The organism is Methanobrevibacter ruminantium M1 (assembly GCF_000024185.1).
GTDB lineage: Archaea > Methanobacteriota > Methanobacteria > Methanobacteriales > Methanobacteriaceae > Methanobrevibacter > Methanobrevibacter ruminantium.
The window spans coordinates 616,606-641,108 of record NC_013790.1; the positions used below are offsets into that span (position 1 = coordinate 616,606).

23 protein-coding genes are annotated in these 24,503 nt (G+C 32.6%); 16 read left to right on the plus strand and 7 right to left on the minus strand.

Translation table 11 applies throughout. The features are described from left to right. Nucleotides 1-180: 180 nt before the first annotated feature. The 7 genes from MRU_RS02210 to mtrA all read left to right on the plus strand — a co-directional run bounded on the left by MRU_RS02210 (nt 181) and on the right by mtrA (nt 7,507). The gene (locus MRU_RS02210; protein WP_012955237.1) at nt 181-2,388 is read left to right on the plus strand and encodes a CDC48 family AAA ATPase; all 2,208 of its coding nucleotides are present in this window, start codon (nt 181-183) and stop codon (nt 2,386-2,388) included. 542 nt (nt 2,389-2,930) lie between these two features. Next, entirely contained in the window at nt 2,931-3,770 is an 840-nt protein-coding gene (locus MRU_RS02215) for a methanogenesis marker 8 protein (RefSeq protein ID WP_012955238.1), read from the plus strand. A 271-nt stretch (nt 3,771-4,041) separates the two neighbouring features. Continuing rightward, nucleotides 4,042-4,677 (plus strand): 7-cyano-7-deazaguanine synthase QueC, encoded by a 636-nt coding sequence (queC, locus tag MRU_RS02220; protein WP_012955239.1) that lies wholly within the window; start codon nt 4,042-4,044, stop codon nt 4,675-4,677. 81 nt (nt 4,678-4,758) lie between these two features. Next, nucleotides 4,759-5,118 (plus strand): 6-pyruvoyl trahydropterin synthase family protein, encoded by a 360-nt coding sequence (locus tag MRU_RS02225; RefSeq protein WP_012955240.1) that lies wholly within the window; start codon nt 4,759-4,761, stop codon nt 5,116-5,118. A gap of 93 nt (nt 5,119-5,211) precedes the next feature. Then, entirely contained in the window at nt 5,212-5,820 is a 609-nt protein-coding gene (locus MRU_RS02230; RefSeq protein ID WP_012955241.1) for a 7-carboxy-7-deazaguanine synthase QueE, read from the plus strand. A gap of 190 nt (nt 5,821-6,010) precedes the next feature. After that, nucleotides 6,011-6,433 (plus strand): universal stress protein, encoded by a 423-nt coding sequence (locus MRU_RS02235; protein WP_012955242.1) that lies wholly within the window; start codon nt 6,011-6,013, stop codon nt 6,431-6,433. Between the two features lie 492 nt (nt 6,434-6,925). Beyond that, entirely contained in the window at nt 6,926-7,507 is a 582-nt protein-coding gene (gene mtrA / locus MRU_RS02240) for a tetrahydromethanopterin S-methyltransferase subunit A (protein ID WP_012955243.1), read from the plus strand. 380 nt (nt 7,508-7,887) lie between these two features. Here mtrA and MRU_RS02245 read toward each other — a convergent pair whose 3' ends face one another. Further along, on the minus strand, nt 7,888-8,337 hold the full coding sequence (locus MRU_RS02245) for a MarR family winged helix-turn-helix transcriptional regulator (RefSeq protein WP_012955244.1): 450 nt from the start codon (nt 8,335-8,337) through the stop codon (nt 7,888-7,890). 556 nt (nt 8,338-8,893) lie between these two features. Then, a complete protein-coding gene (locus tag MRU_RS02250; RefSeq protein WP_012955245.1) occupies nt 8,894-9,664 on the minus strand; it encodes an SDR family NAD(P)-dependent oxidoreductase in 771 nt (256 codons plus the stop codon). Between the two features lie 469 nt (nt 9,665-10,133). Here MRU_RS02250 and thiC point away from each other — a divergent pair, with 469 nt between their 5' ends. The 8 genes from thiC (at nt 10,134) to MRU_RS02290 (ending at nt 17,890) form a co-directional block, all read left to right on the plus strand. Then, a complete protein-coding gene (thiC, locus tag MRU_RS02255; protein ID WP_012955246.1) occupies nt 10,134-11,408 on the plus strand; it encodes a phosphomethylpyrimidine synthase in 1,275 nt (424 codons plus the stop codon). Between the two features lie 91 nt (nt 11,409-11,499). After that, nucleotides 11,500-13,152 (plus strand): ATP-dependent DNA ligase, encoded by a 1,653-nt coding sequence (locus MRU_RS02260; RefSeq protein ID WP_012955247.1) that lies wholly within the window; start codon nt 11,500-11,502, stop codon nt 13,150-13,152. Between the two features lie 426 nt (nt 13,153-13,578). Continuing rightward, nucleotides 13,579-13,977 (plus strand): OB-fold nucleic acid binding domain-containing protein, encoded by a 399-nt coding sequence (locus tag MRU_RS02265; RefSeq protein ID WP_012955248.1) that lies wholly within the window; start codon nt 13,579-13,581, stop codon nt 13,975-13,977. Nucleotides 13,978-14,156: 179 nt separating this feature from the next. Next, a complete protein-coding gene (locus tag MRU_RS02270; protein ID WP_048812374.1) occupies nt 14,157-14,396 on the plus strand; it encodes a hypothetical protein in 240 nt (79 codons plus the stop codon). A 24-nt stretch (nt 14,397-14,420) separates the two neighbouring features. Beyond that, nucleotides 14,421-14,654, plus strand: coding sequence for an AbrB/MazE/SpoVT family DNA-binding domain-containing protein (locus tag MRU_RS02275; protein ID WP_012955250.1), 234 nt, complete (start codon nt 14,421-14,423; stop codon nt 14,652-14,654). A gap of 184 nt (nt 14,655-14,838) precedes the next feature. After that, nucleotides 14,839-16,203, plus strand: coding sequence for a phosphoglucosamine mutase (gene glmM / locus MRU_RS02280; protein ID WP_012955251.1), 1,365 nt, complete (start codon nt 14,839-14,841; stop codon nt 16,201-16,203). Between the two features lie 166 nt (nt 16,204-16,369). Further along, nucleotides 16,370-17,173: a hypothetical protein gene (locus MRU_RS02285; RefSeq protein WP_012955252.1), complete on the plus strand. Its 804-nt coding sequence runs from the start codon at nt 16,370-16,372 to the stop codon at nt 17,171-17,173. 48 nt (nt 17,174-17,221) lie between these two features. Then, on the plus strand, nt 17,222-17,890 hold the full coding sequence (locus tag MRU_RS02290; protein WP_048812375.1) for a hypothetical protein: 669 nt from the start codon (nt 17,222-17,224) through the stop codon (nt 17,888-17,890). A 412-nt stretch (nt 17,891-18,302) separates the two neighbouring features. Here MRU_RS02290 and MRU_RS02295 read toward each other — a convergent pair whose 3' ends face one another. From MRU_RS02295 to glmU, 5 genes are all read right to left on the minus strand, one after another. Beyond that, nucleotides 18,303-19,439: a tetratricopeptide repeat protein gene (locus MRU_RS02295; protein WP_012955254.1), complete on the minus strand. Its 1,137-nt coding sequence runs from the start codon at nt 19,437-19,439 to the stop codon at nt 18,303-18,305. Nucleotides 19,440-19,713: 274 nt separating this feature from the next. Continuing rightward, nucleotides 19,714-20,436, minus strand: a complete 723-nt coding sequence (locus MRU_RS02300; protein WP_012955255.1) for an anaerobic ribonucleoside-triphosphate reductase activating protein — start codon at nt 20,434-20,436, stop codon at nt 19,714-19,716. A 126-nt stretch (nt 20,437-20,562) separates the two neighbouring features. After that, the gene (hisC, locus tag MRU_RS02305) at nt 20,563-21,687 is read right to left on the minus strand and encodes a histidinol-phosphate transaminase (protein WP_012955256.1); all 1,125 of its coding nucleotides are present in this window, start codon (nt 21,685-21,687) and stop codon (nt 20,563-20,565) included. Between the two features lie 323 nt (nt 21,688-22,010). Beyond that, nucleotides 22,011-22,487, minus strand: a complete 477-nt coding sequence (locus tag MRU_RS02310) for a gamma carbonic anhydrase family protein (RefSeq protein ID WP_012955257.1) — start codon at nt 22,485-22,487, stop codon at nt 22,011-22,013. Nucleotides 22,488-22,641: 154 nt separating this feature from the next. Further along, nucleotides 22,642-23,961, minus strand: a complete 1,320-nt coding sequence (glmU, locus tag MRU_RS02315) for a bifunctional sugar-1-phosphate nucleotidylyltransferase/acetyltransferase (RefSeq protein WP_012955258.1) — start codon at nt 23,959-23,961, stop codon at nt 22,642-22,644. A gap of 339 nt (nt 23,962-24,300) precedes the next feature. Here glmU and MRU_RS11295 point away from each other — a divergent pair, with 339 nt between their 5' ends. Then, nucleotides 24,301-24,462: a rubredoxin gene (locus MRU_RS11295; RefSeq protein WP_012955259.1), complete on the plus strand. Its 162-nt coding sequence runs from the start codon at nt 24,301-24,303 to the stop codon at nt 24,460-24,462. The last annotated feature ends 41 nt before the right edge of the window (nt 24,463-24,503 follow it).

Consider the following 24,503-nt stretch of genomic DNA (forward strand, 5'->3'; position numbering starts at 1 on the left):
TTTATGTAACTGAAATCTATTGATTGAACAATTAAAAAAATTAGTATATTACGAAATTAATTATCTAAAAACGATTTAATCGGATTTAACCGATTTAAAATAGCATATAACAAATTAGTCGAATTATTATATTTACATTTATTATTATTTATTCACAAAAAACGTAAAGGAGTTGAAAACATGACTGATGTAGAACTTAAAATCAAAGTTGCAGAAACCTTGTCTCAAAATGATGTAGGCAAAAACATTGCTAAATTGGATATGGAATCCATGTTTAAGCTCGGCTTAAAAGACGGAGACATTATCGAAATAGTCGGATCTAAAAACACTGCAGCTATTGCTGTCGCTTCTCAATCTGATATGGAAACAATCATCAGGATTGACGGTACCACCCGTAAGAATTCCGGTGCTTCAATAGGAGAGGAAGTTACCATCAGAAGAGCAGATGTAAAGGAAGCTAAAAAAATAGTCCTCGCTCCTATCGATGCAAGAATCAGGATTGGTGGTGACTTTAACAGGGCATTCGCAAATCAAGTCATGGTTCAAGGCGACTTGATAAACACTGGAATCAAGACCCCTCAAAGAAGGGTTTCAGGAAGCGGATTCTTTGATGATATCTTTGATGACCTTATGAATGTGCCTGGAATAGGTGCAATGAGCCAGATCAAGTTGGCTGTTGTAAGCACAAGCCCTGGAGGTGTTGTAAAAGTTGGCCCTAACACTAAATTGGAAATAAATGAAGAGCCAGTTGACATCTCTAAATTGGAAGGTGTATCCAATCTTGTAGATATCAGTTACGATGACATTGGCGGTTTGAAGGAGGAAGTCAAGAAGGTAAGGGAAATGATTGAGATTCCTCTTAAGAAACCGGAATTATTTGAAAAATTAGGTATCTCACCTCCAAAAGGTGTATTGATGCATGGTCCTCCTGGAACCGGTAAGACCTTGCTTGCAAAGGCTGTAGCAAATGAAAGTGATGCACACTTCATTGTAATAAACGGTCCTGAAATCATGAGCAAATATGTTGGAGGCTCTGAAGAGAACCTTAGGGAATTCTTTGAAGAAGCTGAAGAGAATGCTCCATCAATTATCTTCATTGATGAATTGGATGCAATTGCTCCAAAACGTGAAGAGACCAATGGTGAAGTGGAAAGAAGAACTGTTGCACAGCTTTTAACCTTGATGGATGGTCTTAATTCAAGAGGTCAAGTTGTTGTAATCGGAGCAACAAACAGACCTGATTCACTTGACGGCGCTCTTAGAAGACCTGGAAGATTTGACCGTGAAATTGAAATCGGCGTTCCAGATAAGGATGAGCGTAAGGAAATCATGGAAATCCACACAAGAGGAATGCCTCTTGCAGAGGATGTTGACTTGGACCAAATCGCAAATACAACCCATGGATTTGTAGGTGCAGATCTTGAGGCATTGGCTAAGGAAGCTGCTATGAGGGTTGTAAGAAGAATCATTCCGGATTTAGGTTCAGACGATGAGATTCCACCTGAAGTCCTTGAAAAGCTTGTGGTAACCAAGGAAGACTTTAAGTCTGCCCAAAGGGAGATTCAGCCTTCAGCTTTAAGGGAAGTCCTTGTACAAGTTCCAAATGTAACTTGGGATGATGTAGGTGGATTGGATGACGCTAAACAGGAATTGAAGGAAGCTGTCGAATGGCCATTGAAATATCCTAACAAGTTCAAGGAATTTGGAGTCAGACCTCCTAAAGGAACCTTGCTCTATGGTATTCCAGGTACTGGTAAGACCATGCTTGCAAAAGCAGTTGCAAATGAAAGTGAAGCTAACTTCATTGCAATCAAGGGACCTGAACTCCTCTCTAAATGGGTTGGAGAATCTGAAAAAGGAGTAAGGGAAGTCTTTAGAAAGGCAAGACAGACTGCTCCTACTGTAATCTTCTTTGATGAGATTGATTCAATTGCAAGCTCAAGAGGAGGCGAATCTGGAGATTCTGGAGTAACCAAACGCGTTGTAAATCAATTGTTAACCGAAATCGACGGTCTTGAAGAGCTAGAGGATGTTGCAATCATTGCAGCAACCAACAGACCAGACATTATCGATCCAGGTCTCATGAGACCAGGAAGATTTGACAGACACATTAAGGTGGACGCTCCTAATGAGGACGCTAGACTTGCAATATTCAAGGTTCACACCAAAGACATGCCTCTTGCTAAGGATGTAAAGCTTAAGAAATTAGCTAAACGTGCTGAAGGATATGTTGGAGCTGACATTGAAGCAGTTTGCCGTGAAGCAGCTATGCTAGCTTTAAGGGATGATATTGAAGCAAAAGAAGTTTCAGCAAAATTCTTTGACGAGGCTATGGATAAGGTGAAGCCAAAAAGCAGTAATGAAGAAGAATTGATCCAATACTTCTAGATTGGATTAATCTAAGACTTATAGCAAAACTTTAAAAAACTTTAAGTAATGGATAGGTCTTTCTAAAAAAAGTTTCTATTCATTACTTTTCCTCCTATTAAATCCTTAAAGGGTTTTTTTATTCTTATGATTTATCTTAAACTGTTTCCCCTTAAATAGAGTTAATCAGTTTATAAACTCGTTTATGATTCTCAAATCTTAAACCATAAACAAATATACACTAAAACACCTGTAAAGAATTAAATAATGGATTAAAGATTAATTTAATTTATTTTTCTTTAATTCATTATTTTTTTAATCTATTTTTATTCTTATCATATTATTTTTTTATTTAAACTATTTAGAAAATTTTATTAGTCTTCTTTATTTAAATATTTGGAGAATTTTATTAATCTCCTTATTTAAACTATTAGAAAATTTTATTAATCAAATATAATAAAATAATTATAACACACGTTAATAATTTTTTTAATTTAGTTTAATTGGCAAATATGATATATTTATTATTTTTAGGATAAACAGTTGATTGTCAGGTGTTTTTTATGGATAGGCATGTGATTGAAGCATTAGGTAGGGCTAGAATAACAGTGGAAAATGGGAAGGTTGTTGATGTAGGAGAGCCTATGATTGAATATTGTCCTTTATTTGACAAGCATAGGGGAATAAAGGAACTTACAAAAGAGGAAATAGAAAAAAACATTCAATTTAGAATAGATGACTTTGGAATGTGTACTAAAAATCGTCAATTAAGACTTAAAGACTTTTTATCCTTTGGAATATCTGAAATATTGTCTACATTGCTTGATGAGAATCTTATTGACTGTGCAGTCATGGTTTGTGAAGGATGTGGAACTGTCCTTGTAACCGAAAGTGAGATGGCTCAGGGAGTTGGAGGAAGAGTCTCTGGACTTGTTGAAACAAGTCCTATTTCCCAGAGCTTTATTTGGAAGAGTTTTGGTCAAGATCGTGTTGTTGACAGCGAGACTGCAAGAATAGATCAGGTGGATGGCCTTAGATTGGCTATTGACAATGGATATAAGAACATTGCAGTAACAATTTGCCTTGCTGAAGATGGAATCATTCTTAGGGAATTGGAAAAGGAATATGAAGACATTAATGTCTATATATTTGCAGTCCATTCAACAGGCCTTGGAAGAGAAGAAGCAGAAATAATATTTGATACTGCGGATGTGGTTACAGGATGTGCTTCAAAGCATCTTAGGGATATTGGAAAGGAGCTAAAGGTTTTCTCTGTAGGAACTTCAATTCCAATTTTTGCTGCAAGCGATAAGGGTGAGGAGTTTATTAAATTAAGATTGGATAAAATAGGTGGGCCAAAAAAGAAAACTGGTAATTCCAAACAGCCTAATCCTTTAGTTTAGGATGTTTTTTATTAATTTTCTTAATTTATTGGCTTATTTTTATTTAAAATTTCCATTAAATTATTTTATTTAGATTTCATTAATTATTTTATTTAAATTTCTTAAATATTTTAATTTATTTTTTAATCCCTTTTTCCTATTTTTTAAGTTTATTTTCCAATTTTTTCTGGTTTTTAGTCAATTTTAGATTAATTTTAAATACAAATTAAAACATAAATACTATATTATATACATTCAAATAAAAAATTAAATTAATTAATGGAGATTTTAAATGTCAAAAGATGTGGTTTTAATATTATCAGGAGGTTTAGACTCTACTACATTATTATATAAATTATTAAATGAAGGAAATAATGTCACTGCACTCAGTTTCAACTATGGCCAAAAGGCTGCTATAGAGATTGAACGTGCAAGTGAGATATGTAAAATGAACGATGTAAATCATTTTGTTTTTGATATAAGAAATATTGTAGACTTGCTTAGCAGCAGCTTAACCGATAAGGATAATGACAATGTTCAAGAGCCAAAAAGCACTGTTGTTCCAAGCAGAAATACAATCTTGCTTGAGCTTGCAACTGCATTTGCAATAAGCAACAACTTAGAGGAAGTTTATTATGGTGCAATCAAGGCAGACACTGGCGACTATCCAGACACCACTCCTGAATTCTTAAAGCAGATAAATGAATTAAATAAGGTTAATAATTATGAATACATTCCAGTTTGTGCTCCTTTTATTGATACAGATAAAAAGGATGTTGTAAAGCTTGCTTTAGAGTTAGGAGTGCCTATTGAAAAGACTTGGAGTTGCTATGTAAACAATGACGGAACTCCTTGTGGGGAATGCTTTAGCTGCAAGTCAAGAATAGAAGCTATAAAAGAAGCTAAGGAAGAATTAGGTATTGAATAATATTTTTGAAATAAATGGCAATTTGCTATTTTTAATGATTATTATAAAATGTATGTAATGGAAATTAATTGGAGGTTATTTATGTTAACATTAGTATCAGAACACAGAATATATGGCTGTCACAAGCTAAAGGACCAAGGAGGAAAGTGTACACAATGGCATGGACACCAATATAGAGTTATATTAACTTTACAGGCTCCTTATAAGGATTTGGATTATAGAAATATGATCATGGACACCTATGACATTGAAGCTATCTTTAATGAGTTCATTGGTGTGGATCATTTGAATTTAAATGAATTCATGGATTCTGAAAATCCTACCATGGAAGAGATGAGCAAATTCTTCTATGATGGTCTTAAGGATAAGATTGAATGCTTGGTAAGCGTTGGAGTTTATGAAACTCCTGAAACTGGAGTTACCTATACTCCTATGGAATAGTTTTTTTCTCTCTTTATTTGTGAGAAAGTTTTTTATTTCCTCTTTATTTTGTGAGAAGGTTTTTTCTCTTTTATTTGTGATAAATATATTTAGGTGATTAAAATTAAGGTAAGTGAAATATTCACATCATTTCAAGGCGAAGGGCCTTATATAGGGACTCCTGCAACTTTCTTAAGATTGTATGGATGCAATCTTAACTGCCCATGGTGTGACACTGATATCTCCACATATGAAATTCTATCAGTGGATGAGGTCTTTGAGATACTTATGACTCAAATGGAGTTTAATAATATAAGGATATTGGTTATAACTGGTGGAGAGCCTACATTGCAGATGGAAGAGCTTAAGCGTTTGATTAAGGAAATTCCAGATGAGATTAAGATTCAAATCGAAACAAACGGTTCAATTTTTGAATACGTTCCAGAAATCGATTATGTGATAAGTCCGAAGGAAGATAAGGAAACCGTATTTAAGAACTATTATAAATATGATAATGTGTTCTTTAAGTTTGTTATTTGCTCACAGGAGGATATTGATGAGGTCATTTATCTAAAGGATAAATATAATTATGATAAAACCATATGGCTTCAAGGAGAGTTTAGCAAGGATGGTGAAATGGCAGACTTGATTAGGGAGAATTTCCCTCATTTGGAGAATGTTAAGTTGTCTGTTCAAACTCATAAATATTTGAATCAAAGATGATATTTTGAAAACAATATCCTTTCATTTTTGAACTATGTTTATTTTTGAAAATATTGTCTTTCATATTTGAACTTTGTTTATTTTGTTTAAGAATTTTATTAAAAATATACTTATATGATTAAAACATATATTAGTATAGTGATAGATGGATAATTTTATAATTTATATTTAAAAATTAAGTGTGGAAATTATGTATAAAAAGATTATATTACCAACTGATGGATCTGAATATTCTAATAGAGAAATTTTAAGAGCTACTAAGTTATTAGCTGAAGATGGAGAAGTCATTATTCTTTCTGTTGCAACAGAATTAAGAAAAACTGCTTTCCAAAGAAGCAAAGATATTGATAGGGCTAATAAGGAGTCTATTCAAGAAGCTAAAGAATATGTTGCAGCTATGAAAAAAGGATTTGATGACAGCGTAAATGTCAGGACTAAAGTCGTTGTAGGATTTCCAGCTGAAGCTATTAATCAAGTTGCAGAAGAGGAAGGGGCTGATTTGATTATTATTGCTTCTTCAGGTAAAAGAGGGCTTCATAGGTTTGTTATTGGAAGCGTTGCTGAAAAGGTACTTAAAGATTCTGAAATTGATGTGTTATTAGTTCATGATTAATCTTTTAGATTAATTTTTTTCTCTTTTTTTTTATTTCAGACTATTCTTTATTTTTTTTATTTCTAACTACTATTTTTTTATTTTTTTATTTCAGATTATTTTTTTTTATTTTTAACTACTATTTTTTTTATTTTTTTATTTCAGAGTATTCTTTTATTATTTTTTTTATTTTTAACTACTATTTTTTTTATTTTTTTATTTCAGACTATTTAACATTGTTTTTTTATTTAAACTACTATTTTCCTTATTTTTTATAAAAATTCTTTTTAATTCTTACTTTAATTTTCTTAAATTGTATTTTATCTAATTAAATTTATTGTATATTCAATTTAAATTGATATCAGTTCTTTATTTCTTAATTGTAACATTTTATACCCTTTAAGTAACAAAATATTTAAATACTGGAAAGATAAAATTATATTTAACAAATAATTATTTTAAGTAAAATTTAAGAAAAAATATTTTTTACTAAGGTTATAGAGGATGATTAATATGGCGGATAAAAAACCTACTGCAGAAAACTGGCCTGTTGTAAGTGGAGATTATATTGTAGGAGATCCAGAAAGCCCTGTTGCTGTAACCACATTGGCTTCTCACAATGAAGACATTCCTGCAGCTGCTGGCGCAGCCATTGCTGGACCTTGCAAGACTGAAAACCTTGGAATTGAAAAGGTTGTTGCAAACATCATTTCAAACCCTAACATAAGATTTTTGATTTTATGTGGTGCTGAAGTGCAAGGACACATTACAGGTCAAAGTTTTAAGGCATTATATGAAAACGGCTGTGACCCTGAGAAAAAGAAAATCACTGGAGCTACTGGAGCTATTCCTTTTGTAGAAAACATTCCAATGGAAGGTGTTGAACGATTCCAACAACAATTGGAACTTGTTGATATGATTGACAACGAAGACGGTGGAGCAATCACTGCAAAAGTTAAGGAATGCATAGAAAAAGATCCTGGTGCTTTTGAAGAGGATTCTTTAGTGATTAAGATTGATGAAGAAAGATATTCTAAAAAAAGCAGTTTTGTGGAATCTTCATCTGAAAGTGAAAAAATAGAATCCGAAGCATAATTCTTAATTGAATTGGCCTATTTTTAATTTCTATTTTTTTTTATTCTTTTTTTTAATAAAAATAGTTTTTTTTAGGAATTATTTTTTTAATTCATCTATTTATTGTTCTTTTTTTATAAAAATAAGTATTTCTGCTCTTTTTTTAATAGAAATAGTTTTTTTTAGGAATTATTTTTTTAATTCATCTATTTTTGCTCTTTTAAGAGGCATATTTTTTAAAAATAAGTATTCTTTTTTTAATAAACAAATTTCTTTTAAAGCATTAAAACAAATTTAAATGATGTCTGGTGTATTAAAATAAATTTAAGGGAGTTAAAACATTTAATAAGCTAAATAGAGTATATAGATTATTCAAATGATATGAACTTTAATTTATTAAATTATTTTAAGAATTTTAAGGATTTGTCTGCAATTCCTTTCATCATTTCTTCATGCTTTCTGATTTCCTCTTCTGTGTAATCACTTAAAATGAAATGATGATACTCTTCATAAAGCTTAATGATTTCTTCAAAGGATTCTTTGCCTTTTTCAGTTAAGTATAACTGACGACGGGTATTGTTCTTTTCATCAACTTTCTTATAGATAAATCCTTTTTTTTCTAATATCTTGTATGTCTTTGCAATATTTGCTTCTGAAACAAATAAGTTTCGAGCAATTTCCCTTTGGCTTATCCCTTCATTATAATAGATTTCACCTAAAAATTTAGATTCTGCCTTATTGATATTTAAATCATTTACATGGGTTTTTAAAAACTTTTCAAATGCCTTGTGCATTACATAAATGGAATTGAATAGGCTTACTTCGTCATTGAATATTGATTCTTTTTTCATTTTCGCCCCTCAAATTTAAGTTTGTCAATTATTATTTTGTTCAATCTAGTATAAAAATCTTTTTTTATTTAAAAATAGATATAATTTTTATTTTACTATTTGTTTGATTATTAGATTAACTTTTTTTTATAAGTTTGTTTATATTTTTTATATTTTTTTTAAACAATTTAATTTTTAAAATTTGGCCGTTTTTTCATTATTTTGGCTCAAAGTCTTTTTTTAGTTAAGATAGGTTAATTTTGTTTAATTTTTTAGTCTTAATTCGGTATAGTATTATTGATTTTCAAGTTTATTAAAATTTTGGTTCCTTCCTATGCTTTCAAACTAAAATTATAAAACTTATGTTAAGGGAGCTTTTTAAAAAAAGTTTTATGGAATCTTTAGTTAAATGCATTTAAGATCAGTTCTTATGGTTTTTTTTAACTATTAAATGTGGTTTGTTAAATGGGGTTTAAGCTATAAAAAATAGTTTTATGGGGTTTTTAATTAAATAACTAAAAAATTAAATGAAATTAGGAGATTAAATCCCCTAATTAAAATTAAAAATTAATTGAACTTATATAGCAGTCCATCCACCGTCAACACAGATTAATTGACCGGTACAGAAGCTGGATGCGTCAGATGCTAAGTAGATTGCAAGTCCGTCTAATTCACCAGGTTTACCTAATCTGCCTGCTGGACAGTATGCTGCAATGAGATCCATGAATCCGTCCATTTCAATGGAGTCAACAGTTAATTCGGTTTCGAATACTGCAGGGCCGATTGCGTTTACGGTAATGTTGTATTTAGCCCATTCTACAGCTAAGTTTTTGGTTAAGTTCATTACTGCACCTTTTGCAGAGGAGTATGCGCTGATACCTCCGCCAGGGAAGATAACTCTACTGTGGATGGAACCGATGTTGATGATTTTACCGTATTCTTGTTCAATCATGATTTCTCCAACAGCTTTACACATGTAGTATACACCTGTTAAGTCGATGTGGATGTGTCTTGCCCATTCTTCGTTGGATTGGTCTACAACCATTTTGTTGTTACCCATACCCGCTGCGTTTACGAGAATGTCAATTCTTCCATATGCGTCCATTACTTTTTGAACGGATGCGGTAATGCTGTCATAATCTCCGACATCTGTAACAGCGTACATTACTTCAGTACCAAATTTGTCTTCGATTTCTTTTACGTTTTCTTGTAATCTTTCTTCTCTTCTTGCGAATAAAGCTAATTTAGCACCTTGGCTTGCGTAAGCTTGTGCAATTTGCCAACCTAATCCGGAAGAAGCACCGGTTACAACTGCTACTTTGTCTTTTATGTCGAAATAATTTTTCATTGTAATTCTCCTTTAATTTAATTCCAATTTTTTTTAAATATTGGATATATAATTATTTAGTTTTTTAATTATTTAAATGTTTTTTATTCATTTTTTTTGAACTATGTTAAGTTATTAAACTTTTTTCCATATAGTTAATTGTTATTTTGTTCAATTTTATTAATTTTTATTGAAACAAGTATTCTTTTTAATCAACATATCTTTTTTATGTCGAAAAAAATCAAATAATTTTATAAATTTTTTAGTTTAAATCAATTAGAACTATTTTTTTGCTGTGGATTTTCAATATGTTTTTTCAAGTTTCTTAAGTTGGACTGTTTTTTAGATAAATTAATTAAATAATAAATTACATATTTTATATTGTTATAGTAATTAGGATTTTTTAGATTTAAAAAATTATTTTAAAAGATTATTAAACTAATGATTATAAAAGATTTACTAAGATATTCATTTAAACTAAGGTGTTTTAATGACTCAAATGACTGAAGCTAAGAAAGGCAATGTAACCCCTGAGATGCAAGCTGTTGCTGAATTTGAAAGAGTAGATGTTGGAAAGATTCTAAACGGACTTGCAAGTGGTAGAATAGTAATTCCAAAGAATATTAATAGAGATACAAAGGCTTGCGGTATTGGTCAGGGCTTAACAACCAAAATCAATGCAAATATAGGATCTTCAAGCAAAATCGAAGACATTGATTTGGAGATTAAAAAAGCAAAATTGGCAGTTGATTTTGGTGCAGATGCAATCATGGACCTAAGCACAGGACCTAAATTATTAGAGTTCAGGGAAAGGATAATGGACTCAGTGGATGTGGCCATTGGAACTGTCCCTATCTATGAAGCAGGGGTAGTTACATTAAATAAGGGCAATGAAATAATAGATATGGATGAGGATGACATATTCAATTCCATAATCCATCAGGCAAAGGATGGGGTTGACTTCATGACCCTTCACTGTGGAATCAATCAGGATTTGGTCTATAAACTTCAAGAGGCTAAAAGAATGATGGGTATTGTAAGCAGAGGAGGAACTTTCCTCGCTTCTTGGATATTGCATAATGAAAAGGAAAACCCATTATATTCAAATTATGATTATTTGCTTGAGATTGCATTGGAATATGATATAACTCTCTCATTAGGTGACGGACTTCGTCCGGGATGCCAGTCTGATGCAACAGACACTTCCCAGATTCAGGAGCTTGTAACCTTGGGAACCCTTGTAAAGAGAGCACAGGAAGCGGGAGTTCAGACAATGGTTGAAGGGCCAGGACATGTTCCCCTTAATCAGATAAGGGCAAATATGGAGATTCAAAAGACATTGTGTCATGGCGCTCCATTCTATGTATTAGGGCCTATTGTAACTGATTTGGCTCCAGGCTATGATCATATCACTTCAGCTATTGGAGGAGCAATTGCAGCATCAAGCGGAGCTGACTTCCTATGTTATGTGACTCCAGCAGAGCATCTCTCACTTCCATCCCTTGAAGACGTTAAGGAAGGAGTCATTGCAAGCAAGATTGCTGCCCAAGCTGCAGATGTTGCTTTAGGATTGGACACTGCATGGGAGAAGGAAGTGGAAATGGCACAGGCTCGTAAAAACTTTGATTGGGAAAAGCAGTTTGATTTAGCTTTTGATAGTGTAAAGCCACGTCATTATAGGAATAAGTGTGAATTGGATGATGATGAGATGTGTGCTATGTGCGGAGAGTATTGTGCGGTAAAGATAGCTAAAGGTGACTTTTAGTTAGTTTTTCTTCAGTTATGGTTTAAGGTGACTTTTAAATAATATTAATTAGGTAATTAAATCTCTAAAGAGACTTTTAGGGGGTTAAAACATGAAATACGAAGAACTTGTTAATGTTTATGAGGCATTAGGTGCAACTACAAAAAGATTAGAGAAAACAGAGATATTGGCAGATTTTCTTAAAACAGTGGAACTAGAAGATTTACAGAAGATTACTTTAATGGCTTTAGGTCGTGTTTTTCCTCCTTGGAGTGAAGAGGAACAGGGAATTGGCGATAAGCTTGTTATGAAAGCTGTAGGAGATGCTGTAGGAGTCTCTGTAGCAGTAGTTGAAGATGCAATCAGAGATGAAGGAGACATTGGAGCAGCTGCAGAGAAGCTTTACGGCAAAAAGACTCAAATGACTTTCTTCTCACAGCCCTTGACAGTTAACTTTGTCTATAATCAGCTGAGAAAATTGGCCAAAATAACTGGAAACAGGTCCACAGCCAAAAAGATCTCAAACATTTTGGAATTATTGTCATCTGCATCTGCACTTGAAGCTAAATACATTTGCCGAACCATATTGGAAGAACTTAGAATCGGTGTAGGTGAAGGAATCATTCGTGATGCAATTTCACAAGCCTTTGGTGTTGATAAGGCACTTGCTGAGAGGGCACATATGCTTACAAATGATTTAGGCCTTGTTGCAAAGGTTGCAAAGGAAGAAGGTGAAGATGGCCTTAAAAAACTTTCATTAATTCCAGGAAGGCCTGTCAAGCCAATGCTTGCCCAATTGTCTGAGGGAATTGAAATAAGCATAAATGAAATGGGTTGTGCACTTTGTGAGACAAAATACGATGGAATTCGTATGCAGGTTCATAAGAAGGATGATGAGATTACAATATTCACTCGCAGACTGGAGAATGTGACTATGGCCCTTCCAGAGGCAGTTGACCTAATCAGGGAAGCTTTCCCAGATGAGGACTTCATTGCAGAAGGTGAAATCATAGCAATCCGTGATGGAAAGCCGACTACATTCCAGAACATCCTTCAGAGAGTCAGAAGAAAACATAATATTGAAGAAGCTATGGAAAAGGTTCCTATTAAGATTTATCTATATGATTTGCTCTACTTTAAGGAGCCAACCATTGATGAGCCGATAATCAAGCGTCGTGAAATATTGGAAAGTGTAGTGGATTGCTCAAATCCTAATTTGGCCCTCAGTTCCCTTGTCAAGGTAGGTCCAGATAATATTGATGATGCAGTGGATTTATTCAATAAGTCAATTGAAGGGGGACATGAAGGAATCATGATTAAAGACTGCGATGAGCCTTATATTCCAGGAATTAGAGGCAAAAAAATGCTAAAGCTTAAGGCAGAGCCTGAAACATTGGATGCAGTTGTAATCGGTGGAGTTAAAGGAATAGGCAAAAGGGGAGACTTTATAGGCTCTTATGTGATTGCCCTTCGAGATGAGAATGACCAGTTGCAGCCTATTGCTCATGTAGGAACCGGTCTTTCAGATGATGACTTGGCAAATCTCACTGAAAAGATGGAAGCTCTTAAGATAACTGAAAAGGGAACTAGAATAACTGTTCATCCTAAGATAGTCTTTGAGATAGCTTATAGTGAGATTGTAAAGAGTCCAGAGTATAGTGCAGGTTATTCATTGCGTTTCCCTGTAGTTAAAAGGATAAGGGATGATAAAGGCGTTGATGACATTGATACAATTGAAAGATTAGAGTCTATGTTTAAGGGATAGACTTAAAATCTTCTTTTTTTATTTTAATTCATTATTTTTATCCATTTTTTATCTATTTTTCATTATTTTTTATTATTTTTTATTTTTATCCATTTTTTATCTATTTTTCATTATTTTTTATTATTTTTTATTTTTATCCATTTATTGCTTCTTTTTATTAATTTTATTATATTTTTATTTGTATTTTTAGTATAGTCTTATTTTCTATCGTTTTTCCACAATCATATCAATTTCACATTTTTAAATCAATTTCATATTCTTAAGTAAATTTTACGAGATGACATCAATTTTACGAAATCAAATCAATTTTACATTCTTAAATCAATTTTTACTTCTAATTTTTACTCAAATCACCATTTTAAGTTAGATTTAAATATATCTTCCTAAATAAAGATATTTACTCAATTTTTTAAAAAAGGTGATTCAATGGAATTGAATGATGAAATAATATTTAAAGTTGCACTGATTACTGCATTGGTCGGAATGATTGGGATGCTAGCTTTTGCCTCTTATATTGAACCAAAGGAGATAACAATCAATGAAATTACAAGAAACAATATTGGTGAGACAGTTTCTGTCTCTGGTGTTGTAGAGTCGGTTAAATTATCCTCAAGCGGAAGCTCCTGCTTTCTGGAGCTAAATGACGGAACAGGTAAAATAAATGTCATTGTTTTCGAATCGGTTTTAGTGGAGCTTAAAGATGCTGGAAACGACTTAAATGATTTTAAAGGTCATAATATAAAAGTTGTAGGCAGCATAACAGAATATAAGTCTTCTATGGAATTGATTTTAGCTAATTCCAATTCAATTAAATTGGAATCTTAGTTTTTTATGGGACTTAGCATATTCTAATCGGAATCTAATTTTTCTAAAACTTTGTTTTATTTTTTATTTTTTAATTTAAGTCTTTGTCAGTAGCTTAATATAAAATTATATGCTATTTTTTTAACATTTATATGGTTTAAAAAACATATTAATAATTATAAATTAAAAGGGGGTAGCATATGACTATTTATTTAACATCTTCAAAAATGTATGAAAAGGATAAATTAGTATTGCCTAATATCATTAAAGAAGAATTTGATTGCATAGAATTAAATGAAGACACCATATTTGATTGGGCTATTGAAGATGACAAAATCATTCTTAAACCTAGAAATATAGTTACAACTGACGATATTATAGGTATTATAGATGATGATGGTGGAGAATGGGATATTGATAATGAAATTTATTCCTTATGAATATTGGATATTAGAGGTGAAAATATGGGGTTTTTAGCTAGTTCTAAGATTTATGGGGATTATCAAATAGATATTCCCAAGGAAGTTATAGAAGAATTCAATGTGGAAAGAGATTCTATTATGGAATGGATTATTAATGAAGATGGAAGAATTTCCATTAATTTCAGAAAGAAATATTCTATAAAAGATTTGGTAGGTGCTTTTCATCTGGATGATGAAGTCAGTTCTGTTGATTTAAAAAGAAGTTTGTATGAGTAGATGGTTAATTTTAATAAAATATTTAAACTTTATAAACAAAAATATATTTAGATCTTAAAGGTATGTATTTAATTTAATCTTTTTAATTAAAAGTAATTAATAATTCCTTATTATTGGCAAAAAATTTAGAATTAAATGTCATATTAATTTATTTAGTTAATTTAATTTTACAAAGGGTCATAAAATGGTAGAAAAACGATTATTTGGTACATTTGGTGTAAGAAGAAACTGCGAAATGATGGTGTTGACTCCTGAATTTGCATCCAGACTTGCCGCAAGTTATGGATCTATTGTGCAAGGGACCGTAGCCATTGGAGGAGATACAAGGACAAGCACTCCAATGCTTAAACATGCAATCACTGCAGGTTTGCTCTCTTCAGGCTGTGATGTTGTGGATTTAGGAATCCTCCCAACTCCTGCTATTCAATATGCAGTTAGAAATTATTATGATGGGGGAATTATTGTAACAGCTTCACACAATCCTCCAAAATACAATGGTCTTAAGTTTGTAGATGAATTTGGTATAGGAACTCCAGATGATATGGAAATTGAGGTTGAAAAGCTATACTTTGATGAGGAGCCTATTCGCGCTTCTTGGGATAAGATTGGTGAAGTCTTTACAAACGAATCAATCATTAAGGAATATATTGCAGAGACTTTAAAGAGAGTTGATGTGGAAGCAATCAGGGCAAGAAAGCTTAAGGTTGTTGTAGACTGCGGTTCAGGTGCAGGATCATACACCGCCCCATACATTCTTAAGGAATTAGGATGCGAGGTAACCACATTGAACTGTCAGGCTGACGGATTTTTCCCAGGAAGGGACCCAGAGCCAATAGAGCCAAATCTTCAGGACTTGATTGCAACAGTAAAGAACCTTGGAGCAGACATTGGACTTGCCCATGACGGTGATGCAGACAGAACCATTTGCATTGATGAGAAAGGAAACTTCATATTAGGAGATAAGACCTTTGCCCTTGTTGAAAAGCATATGCTTAAGGAAAACGGTGGAGGAATTGTTGTAACCACTGTAGCTACCTCTCAAGCCATTTATGATATTGCAGAAGAGTTTGGCGGTGAAGTTATTGCAACTGCTGTTGGAGATTTGCTTGTTGCAAGAAAGCTTAAGGATACAGATGGACTCTTTGGAGGAGAAGAAAACGGTGGACTAATTTTCCCAGACTTTATCTATGGAAGAGATGCTGCCATGACTGTGGCAAAGATACTTGAAATTCTTGTTAAGGAAGATAAGCCATTATCTGAACTTGTAGCAGAGCTTCCAGTCTATTATCAGGAAAAGTTAAAGATTGAATGTCCAGATGATCAAAAGCAAGATGTCATGGCTAATATTGCAAATGAGATTAAGGACACAACTGACTTTGAGCTTGATACAACTGACGGAGTTAAGATTCTAAAAGAGGATGGCTGGGTAATTATTAGGCCATCTGGTACCGAACCGATATTCAGATGCTTTGCTGAATCTGATTCCATGGATAAGGCTCAAGAGATGGCTAACTGGGGAATCAGTTTAGTGGAGAAGTATAAGAATTAGTTCCATTTCTAATTGTTATGCGGCTGCTATATTTGGTTTTGAATTTTAAATACTTATTTGAAGGGCTTTTTTAATAAAAATTTTTAAAGAGCTTTTTATTTGATAGAAAATTTATTTGGTGGAGAATTATTAATTTAATTCTCTAAATTTACTTTTTTTTAAGAATATGATTTCCGATAGACAAAAAACATTGCTCATTCTTATTCTAGTGCTTGTTTTAGCTTTTGCAATAATATTTCTAGGATATTCCATCTCCTTAGGAAACAATCAAACAGCAGGTGTTAAGCTAAATGATTCCAATAAGATTTATATTAATCAATCTTATCCGGCAGAGCCTATTCCAGATGCTAAAATTGATACAAGCGGTGTAAATTCAGTTTTATTAGGTCAAAATGAATTAGGTAGCGTAGAGCTTCTCGGCCCATTTGGAAACTCCGATTCAGAGATTAAGATAGCCTATTCAATAGGTATGCATCCTTGGGAAAGCAAGGTTCATAAGGCTTTGTTTGATACCGTCCTTGCTAAAAACAGCTCTTTAAAATATTGCTATTATATTTATAAGATAAATGTGACAAATTATAATACTGATGATGAGGGCAGAATGGATGGGCAGCTTCTTGCTCAGGAGTTTGTGGCACCTCATATAATTAATGGAGATTATGACTTGTTTTTAGACATTCACAGCAATAAGGGAACTGTTGGAGGAACTTATGAGCAAACTAACTTTGCTTTTGCAGTTGGTCAAGATGAAAAGTCCGAGGCCTTTGTAAAGAAAATATTAGATAAGATGCCAGAGCTTGTTTATTATTTCCCAGCTGATCAGTCAAGCCCTCCTTATATAACCTTACCTGTAGAGCAAGCAGGAACTCCTACAGTTAATTATGAAACATTCTCATATGAGGACATTAATACAACCTATGATTTGATTGATAAATTGGTTGATGTGGTTGATAATTTGGAGTTTAAATGAAACTTGTGTGATTTGATATTGAATTTAATTATTAAAATAGATGATATTATGATTATTAAAAATTATTCTAATGAACCTACTGATGAAGCAAAGGTAGATTCAAGTTTATATGATGCTCAATTAATTGGAGAAAACGATTTAGGAACTGTACACCTTCATGGCCCATTTGGAAATGAGGAATCAGACATTAAGATAGCTTATCTAATCGGCATGCATCCTTTGGAGAGCAAGGCACATAGGGCTTTATTTGATACAGTTCTTGATAAGGATGGGGATTTGAATTATTCATATTATATCTATAACATAAATGTTATAGGAGAACTTGATGAGGCAACTGAAGGTCGTATGGATGGCCAGCTTCTTGCTCAGGAGTTTGTAGCCCATCATATAATTGATAGGGGATACGATTTCTTTTTAGACATTCATAGCAATAGGGGGTCTAGGAGTCCTGGAACTTATGAAATAAGCAATTTTCTATTTGCTCCAGGCTTTGATGAAGAATCTAGTAAATATATGAATGTATTGCTTTCTAAGATAGATGAATTGGTTTATTATGCTCCTGAATATAGAACAAGTCCTGAATTTATTACAGTTCCTGTTCAAAAGAGTGGAATTCCTACACTAGTTTATGAGACCTATTCCTATGAGCCAATTGAGCTCACTTATGAATTGAGTGAAAAATTAGTGGATGCTGTTGACAGTTTGGACTTTGATTGATTCTACTTGCTCTTTTCATATTTTTTTAAATTTTTTTTTCACTATTTTTGCTAATTTCTTTTTGGAATTTTATTTTTTTCTTTTTCATTATTTTTGCTATTTTATTTTTTTAATTTTCTCATTTTTTACAAGAATTTTTCCTATCATTATTTTAATTCTAGCTACAATTAATATATAGTTATATATAGTAAACCCTTTTTTAATGAATCGTATTTCTAATTAAATTGATTAGAATTAATTTTTTTAATATTATTTGTTCCATAATCTACATAAGGTAATAAATTATTTTAAAAGTAGTTAAAAATAGTAAAAAATAGATTATATTTGCATTAAAAAGTTAGTGGAATTTAAAAAATAGACTAATGATAATAATTGCAGAATTTTAAAAAATAGCTATTGGAATTTATTTTAATTACATATTTTCAAGACATTCCAATTTTAAAACCCTTGCATCATCATTGGAAGGGTCTAATGCAAGAACTTTAGTAAAAAGGATTTCTGCCTCATCAAACTTATCAATCTCCATCAATACAACTCCCTTGTTTAATAGGAATGATGTGTTTAGTGGTTCAAGTTCGATTGCTCTGTCATAGCATTGGATTGCCTCTTCAAATCTTCCAAGGTCTAAAAGTGCGTTTCCTTTTCTGTTTTGTGCAGATGCGTCTATTTCAGAATCTTCTAAGCATAATTCCAATGCCTTGTCATATGATTGCAATGCCTCTTCCAGTCGGTCCATGTCTGTTAAGACATTTCCTCTTGCGTTCCATACTTCAGGGTTAGTGTCATCAATTGTGATTAGCTTATCATAAACCTCTAAAGCCTTATCGAATTCTGATAGGATTTCAAGGATGAATCCTCTCCAGTATAGGACAACTGGATTGTCTGGGTTTGCATTTAATGCTCCATCGCTTGCAACTAAAGCTTCCTCTATATTTCCAGAGTTAAGCATGGCTATTGCCTTATTGTTCCAGATATATTCATTGTCTCCTTCTATTTCAAGGGCCTTGTCATAACATTCAATAGACTCTTCAAATCTGTCTAGCCTTCCTAAATTGTCTCCTTTCTTGTTTAAAAGGTAAACATCATTAGGGTCTATCTTTAAGGCAGCATTATAGCATAGTACAGACTTGTCGTATTTTCCAGTATCAAAAAGGATATCTGCCCTTTGGGTGATCATTTCCTTTTGATCTATCTTTTCACCTTTCCATTTGTTTATGTCAAGCTTTTCAAAATAGATTATTTGGAATAGGTCGTCGTCTGCGATTCTGTCGGGATACATTTTTTTAAATTCCTTAACCATTTCCTTGGAATCTTCGTATCCTTCCTCTCTTGCCAATTCATCGTTATCCTTTAGTTCCTTGAAGGTAATGGTTTCCACTTCTGTGACTTCAGCTTCAAAGATTTTTTTCTTTTCCTTAGAAGCAAGATTCCAGTAACAATGAAGCCTATCACCTTTCTTTAAAGGGGTTTTCCATAATTTCCTTATGGTCATTGCTTTTTTATTTGTTATGATATTGATGTTCTGACTTCCAAAGGACATTATAGGCATTAAATCACCCTTTAATTTAGTTTTAGGTAAAAATAGTTCTAATGAGGTATTTTCTCTTTAAATAATTATTAAAATCTTTTTACTTTTCCAGTTTAATTATTTTTATATAATATTTTAGTTGAAAAATTTATAAACTTATCTATTTCATTTGTATGTGTTTGAACTTTTTTTGAGCCTCTTTTTTTCATGGGTATGTTTTTTTTTTAATATGGTAAACTATGCATTCTTATTTTCTATCTGTTTGAAACTTTTTAGTTGGTGTTTTTCTTGTTTTTTAATTTTCTAATTCGATTTTCTGTTGGCCAAATTCAGCAGTTTTAATGTTTATATCCTGATTAGGGTGCAATTCTTTTATTTTTTGAGCTATTTCTCTCATATTATGTGGGTTTGGCTCTTCTGCACCGTCTAGACTTTCATCCAATGTGCATCTGTTTCTGAATTGCTGGATTGTGTATAAGTCACATTCCACTTCATCAACTATCTTAAATAGGTCTTCTTCTTCAAGTAATGCTGGACAATAGGTTGTTCTGCATTCAAGGAAAACATCATCATATTCATTTGCAATATCCAATGATTCCTTTACCTTATCTCCAATGTCTGAATGGATGACTTCTTTATATTTGTTAAATGGTGCCTTCACATCCATTGCAAGGTAATCGACCAATCCTAAATCCAATACTTTTCTTAATCTGTTTGGATAGACTCCGCTTGTGTCTAATTTGGTGTTGAGTCCTATTTTTCTTGTGTATTTTAATATTTCAATTGTATCTTCAAGCTGTACCAATGGCTCTCCTCCGGAGACAACAACTGCATCTGATAGGAAAGCGGAATCATCTATCTTTTCAATAATCTCTTCTAAGCTTATTTCCTCTCCTCCATAGAGCAGTTCGCTATTGCTGCAGTAAGGACAGCTTAAAGGACACTTTGCTAAAAAGATAACAAATGACATTTTTTTAGGATATTCGATTGAAGAAGTAATTGTAGCACCATATTCCATTTTATCAAATCCTATTTAATCGTTCGGTAAGTTCGATGTCTTTTTTCTCGGATAATTTATTATTTATTTTGATTTTTCTTTTTTTTTAAGAGTATTTGTTCATTTTGAGTTTTTTTTTAAGAGTATTTATTCATTCAAGATATCTTTCATGGCTTCTATGAACTTTTTATCTTCCTCTAGGGTACAGATGCTAATTCTAAAGTAGTATTCATCGATTCCCTTAAAGGAAGTGCAGTCTCTTACAATCATTCCTCTTTTCATAAATTCTCTTGTAAGTTCTGCTGCTGTGTATCCTGTATTGTGGATATCGATTAGCATAAAGTTTGAGTAGGATTTGAAGACTTTTACAGACTTCATCTTGTTTATTTCATTGTATAGGTATTCTCTGCTTTCAATTCCCTTTTTGATTGATTCTTCTATGTATTCTGTGTCTCTGATTGTAGCTAATGCAGCTACATATGAAAGCTTTGTAAGTGAGAATACAGGCTTTATCCTGTGCATGTATTCAATGATTTCAGGGCTTGATATTCCATAGCCTATTCTCATTCCAGCAAGTCCCATGACTTTAGACATTGTTCTTATGATGAATATATTGTCATACTCCTCAAGGAGATTTACATTGGTTCCCTCTGCATATTCAACATATGCCTCATCGATTACTACTATTGCATCACAGACTCCTCCTCTGGACTTGTTTGTTTTCTCTAGGATTGGTCTGAATTCATCCTGTGTAATCAATGCGCCAGTTGGATTGTTTGGACTGCATAGGAAAAGCATCTTTGTTTTTTCATTGATTGCATCAAGCACAGAGTCTAAATCTAATGTGTTAGTTTCAAGATTCCATTTTGCATAGTTAGGGATAGCTCCGTAAGGCTTGAATAGAAATTCATAATACATATAAGAAGGCAGTGGCACTATGAATTCGTCTCCTTTTTCTATGAATGTCTTTGCAAGGGTGTCAAGGATTTCGTCTGCTCCGTCTCCTCCGATAATAATGTTTTCAGGCTTTACATTAGAGTATCTTGCAAATTCCTTTTTCAATAGCTCAACGTCAGATTCAGGGTATCTGTTGATGTTATTCAGTTCTTCCTTGATTGCTTCCAATGCTTTTGGGGATGGTCCCCATGGATTTTCATTGGATCCTAGCTTGATTATATCTTCCTTTTTAACTCCGAATTCCTGTGCTATCTCTTCTTTTGAACGGCCTGGAACATATGGATCTATTTCTTCTACTGCTTTACGGGCTTTCATGCTTTTACCTTCTATATTATGAAAATTAAAATAATTATTAATGAATGATTTAGTTAGTTAAAATTATACTATTATTAGTTTTATTTTAATAGCTATTAAATTTTAAGATATTTTTAAAAAAATCAGTGGTTTTTTTATTAGTTTTAGCTATTTTTTAAAAAGAACAAGTTAGATAATGTTTTTTTATTATTTTGAAATAGTTTAAAACTTTAAAAAAAGAAAAAAAATAATGAATATGAATGGTTATTTGTTTATCATATTCATTCTAAGATTGTTTTAGATGAATTTATTCATCTTATTTATTTTAAAATTGTTTTAGATGATTATTCATCATATTCATTAGCAAGTTCTACATAGTGCTTAGCATTCCAAGCGATATTGTCTCTTTGCTCTTGAGTGGTTTCCTTAATGAGTTTTCCAGGAACTCCTAGAATAAGGCTATTTTCTGGAAACTCCTTATTTTCGCTTACTACTGCTCCAGCACCTACAATAGAGTTTTTGCCTATCTTGGCACCATTTAAAATAGTTGCATTCATTCCTATAAGAACATTGTCGCCAATTTCACAGCCATGAACAACAGCTCCATGTCCTACAGTAACGTTATCTCCTATCTTAAGGGTTAGATTTGCTGAAGTATGAAGGACACAGTTGTCTTGGACATTAGAGTTTTTTCCAATTCTTATTGGTCCGACATCTCCTCTTATGATTGCTCCATGCCAAATGGAACAGTTTTCATCTATTTCAACATCGCCGATTACTTGTGCACCAGGGAATATTTTTACGGGTTCTTTGAGTTTCATAATACTCCTCACTTATTTTTTTTTATAAATTAATTGTTTATTTTTATTTAAATAAGCAATTATCTAATTAATGAATAATTAGTGTTATATATTCAAGAATAAATGGTTTTAGTCATTAATGAATAATTAGTTAATAAGTAATTATTTTTTTTAGCTATTTATTCATATCCTCTTCAACTTCTTCTAAGCGGATTTGTCCATTTTCTTTCTTGTTTTGAATTATATGCTCCTGCTTAAGGAGAACTCTCATGTCTGATGGAAGATCGTCATATAATAAGACGCCAGAACCTATTGTAGCTCTTGTACCTATGGTTACTCCAGGGGAAAGGCTTGAATTGATTCCAGTTTTAACTCCATCCCCAACAATTGCTCCTAGCTTACGTCTGCCTGTGTCTACTTTTTTATTTTTTATATTGAATTTTACGGTCTTATTGTCAAAACGCAAGTTTGCAATGTTGGTTCCAGCTGCAATATTACAGTTTGAGCCTAGGATAGAGTCTCCAACGTAGCTTAGGTGGCTTACATTGGTGTTTTCCATAATAATTGAGTTTTTGATTTCCACAGCGTTTCCAATATGGACATCGTCGCCGAAGTATGAGTTTCCACGGATATATGAGTTAGGGCCTATGTCACAGTCCTTTCCTATGTATACAGGACCTTTAATGTAAACTCCAGAACGGATAAGGCTTCCCTCATCAAGGAATACCTCTCCATGTAAGGTGGCTCCTTCCTCTACGGTTCCTTTGATTTCTCCTTTGATATTGTTGAGGAGGGATTCGTTTATTTCAATAAGCTCCCATGGCTTTCCAATATCCATCCATTCCTTTTCGGTCTTATGGCCTTTTACAAATTTGCCATCTTCAATCTGTAGGGATAGGGAGTCTGTGATTTCATATTCTCCCCTTGGGGAGACTTTAGTTTTGTCTATCTTGTCGAAGATGTCTTTGTTAAAGATATATATTCCTGTGTTGACTAGATTGCTTGGAGCCTCTTCCTTTTTAGGCTTTTCCACAATGTTTGTGATTTTTTCTCCATCCAATTCAACAACACCGAATGCGCTTGGATCTTCCACTTCGGTTAATACCATTAATGTATCTGCGCCAGACTCTTCGTAGTCCTCTATGATTTCCCTGAGTATCTCCTCATCGAGGATGATGTCTCCGTTAAGTGTGATTAGGCTATCTTCTATGAAGTCTTTTCCGTAGCTAATTGCATTTGCAGTTCCTTCTAATTTGGTTTGGGTTGCATAGCTTATGTTAACGCCGAATTTGCTTCCGTCATCAAAGTAATTTTTTACCATTTCTTCCTTATAGCCAACTATAAGAAGAATGTCTTTTACGCCACATTCACGTAATGCTTCTATGTTATATTGTATGATAGGTTTTCCAGCGACAGGGAGCATTGTTTTAGGTTTTGTAAGTGTTAATGGTCTCATACGAGTACCTTCCCCGGCGCTTAGTATTAATGCTTTCACCTATGATTCCTCCTTGAATAATTTTAATTAAATTTTCATTAAGTTACACAAATATTTAATTTCTTTTTCATTGACTTATGAAAATTTTATTTTAATTAAATTATTGACATTGTTTTAATATTACTTTCTATTCATTTAAATAATTATTTAATTTTTTGAAATTTGTTTGTTATTTAGAGTATTGTTTGTAGGGCACTTAACTAATTTAAGTGGAGGTGGTGTTTTTATGTTTCTATTAATATCTAGAGTTAAATGACATATTATTTATATTAGTTTTTACATAATAGAATATAATTAATTGATTTGATTAATTAAATTATTTAAGAAAAGGTGATTATAATGGTAAAATATGTATGTATGCATTGTGAATATACTTGGGACTCTGAAACTGGTGATGAAACTTACAAAGTACCAGCAGGACCTATCGAAGACTTCCCAGATGACTGGGTATGCCCTCAATGTGCTGCAGGTATTGAAGGAATTATTACCGAAGAAGACTAGGTTTTTTATAATTCTTTAAATCTTTTTTTATTTTTTCTTTT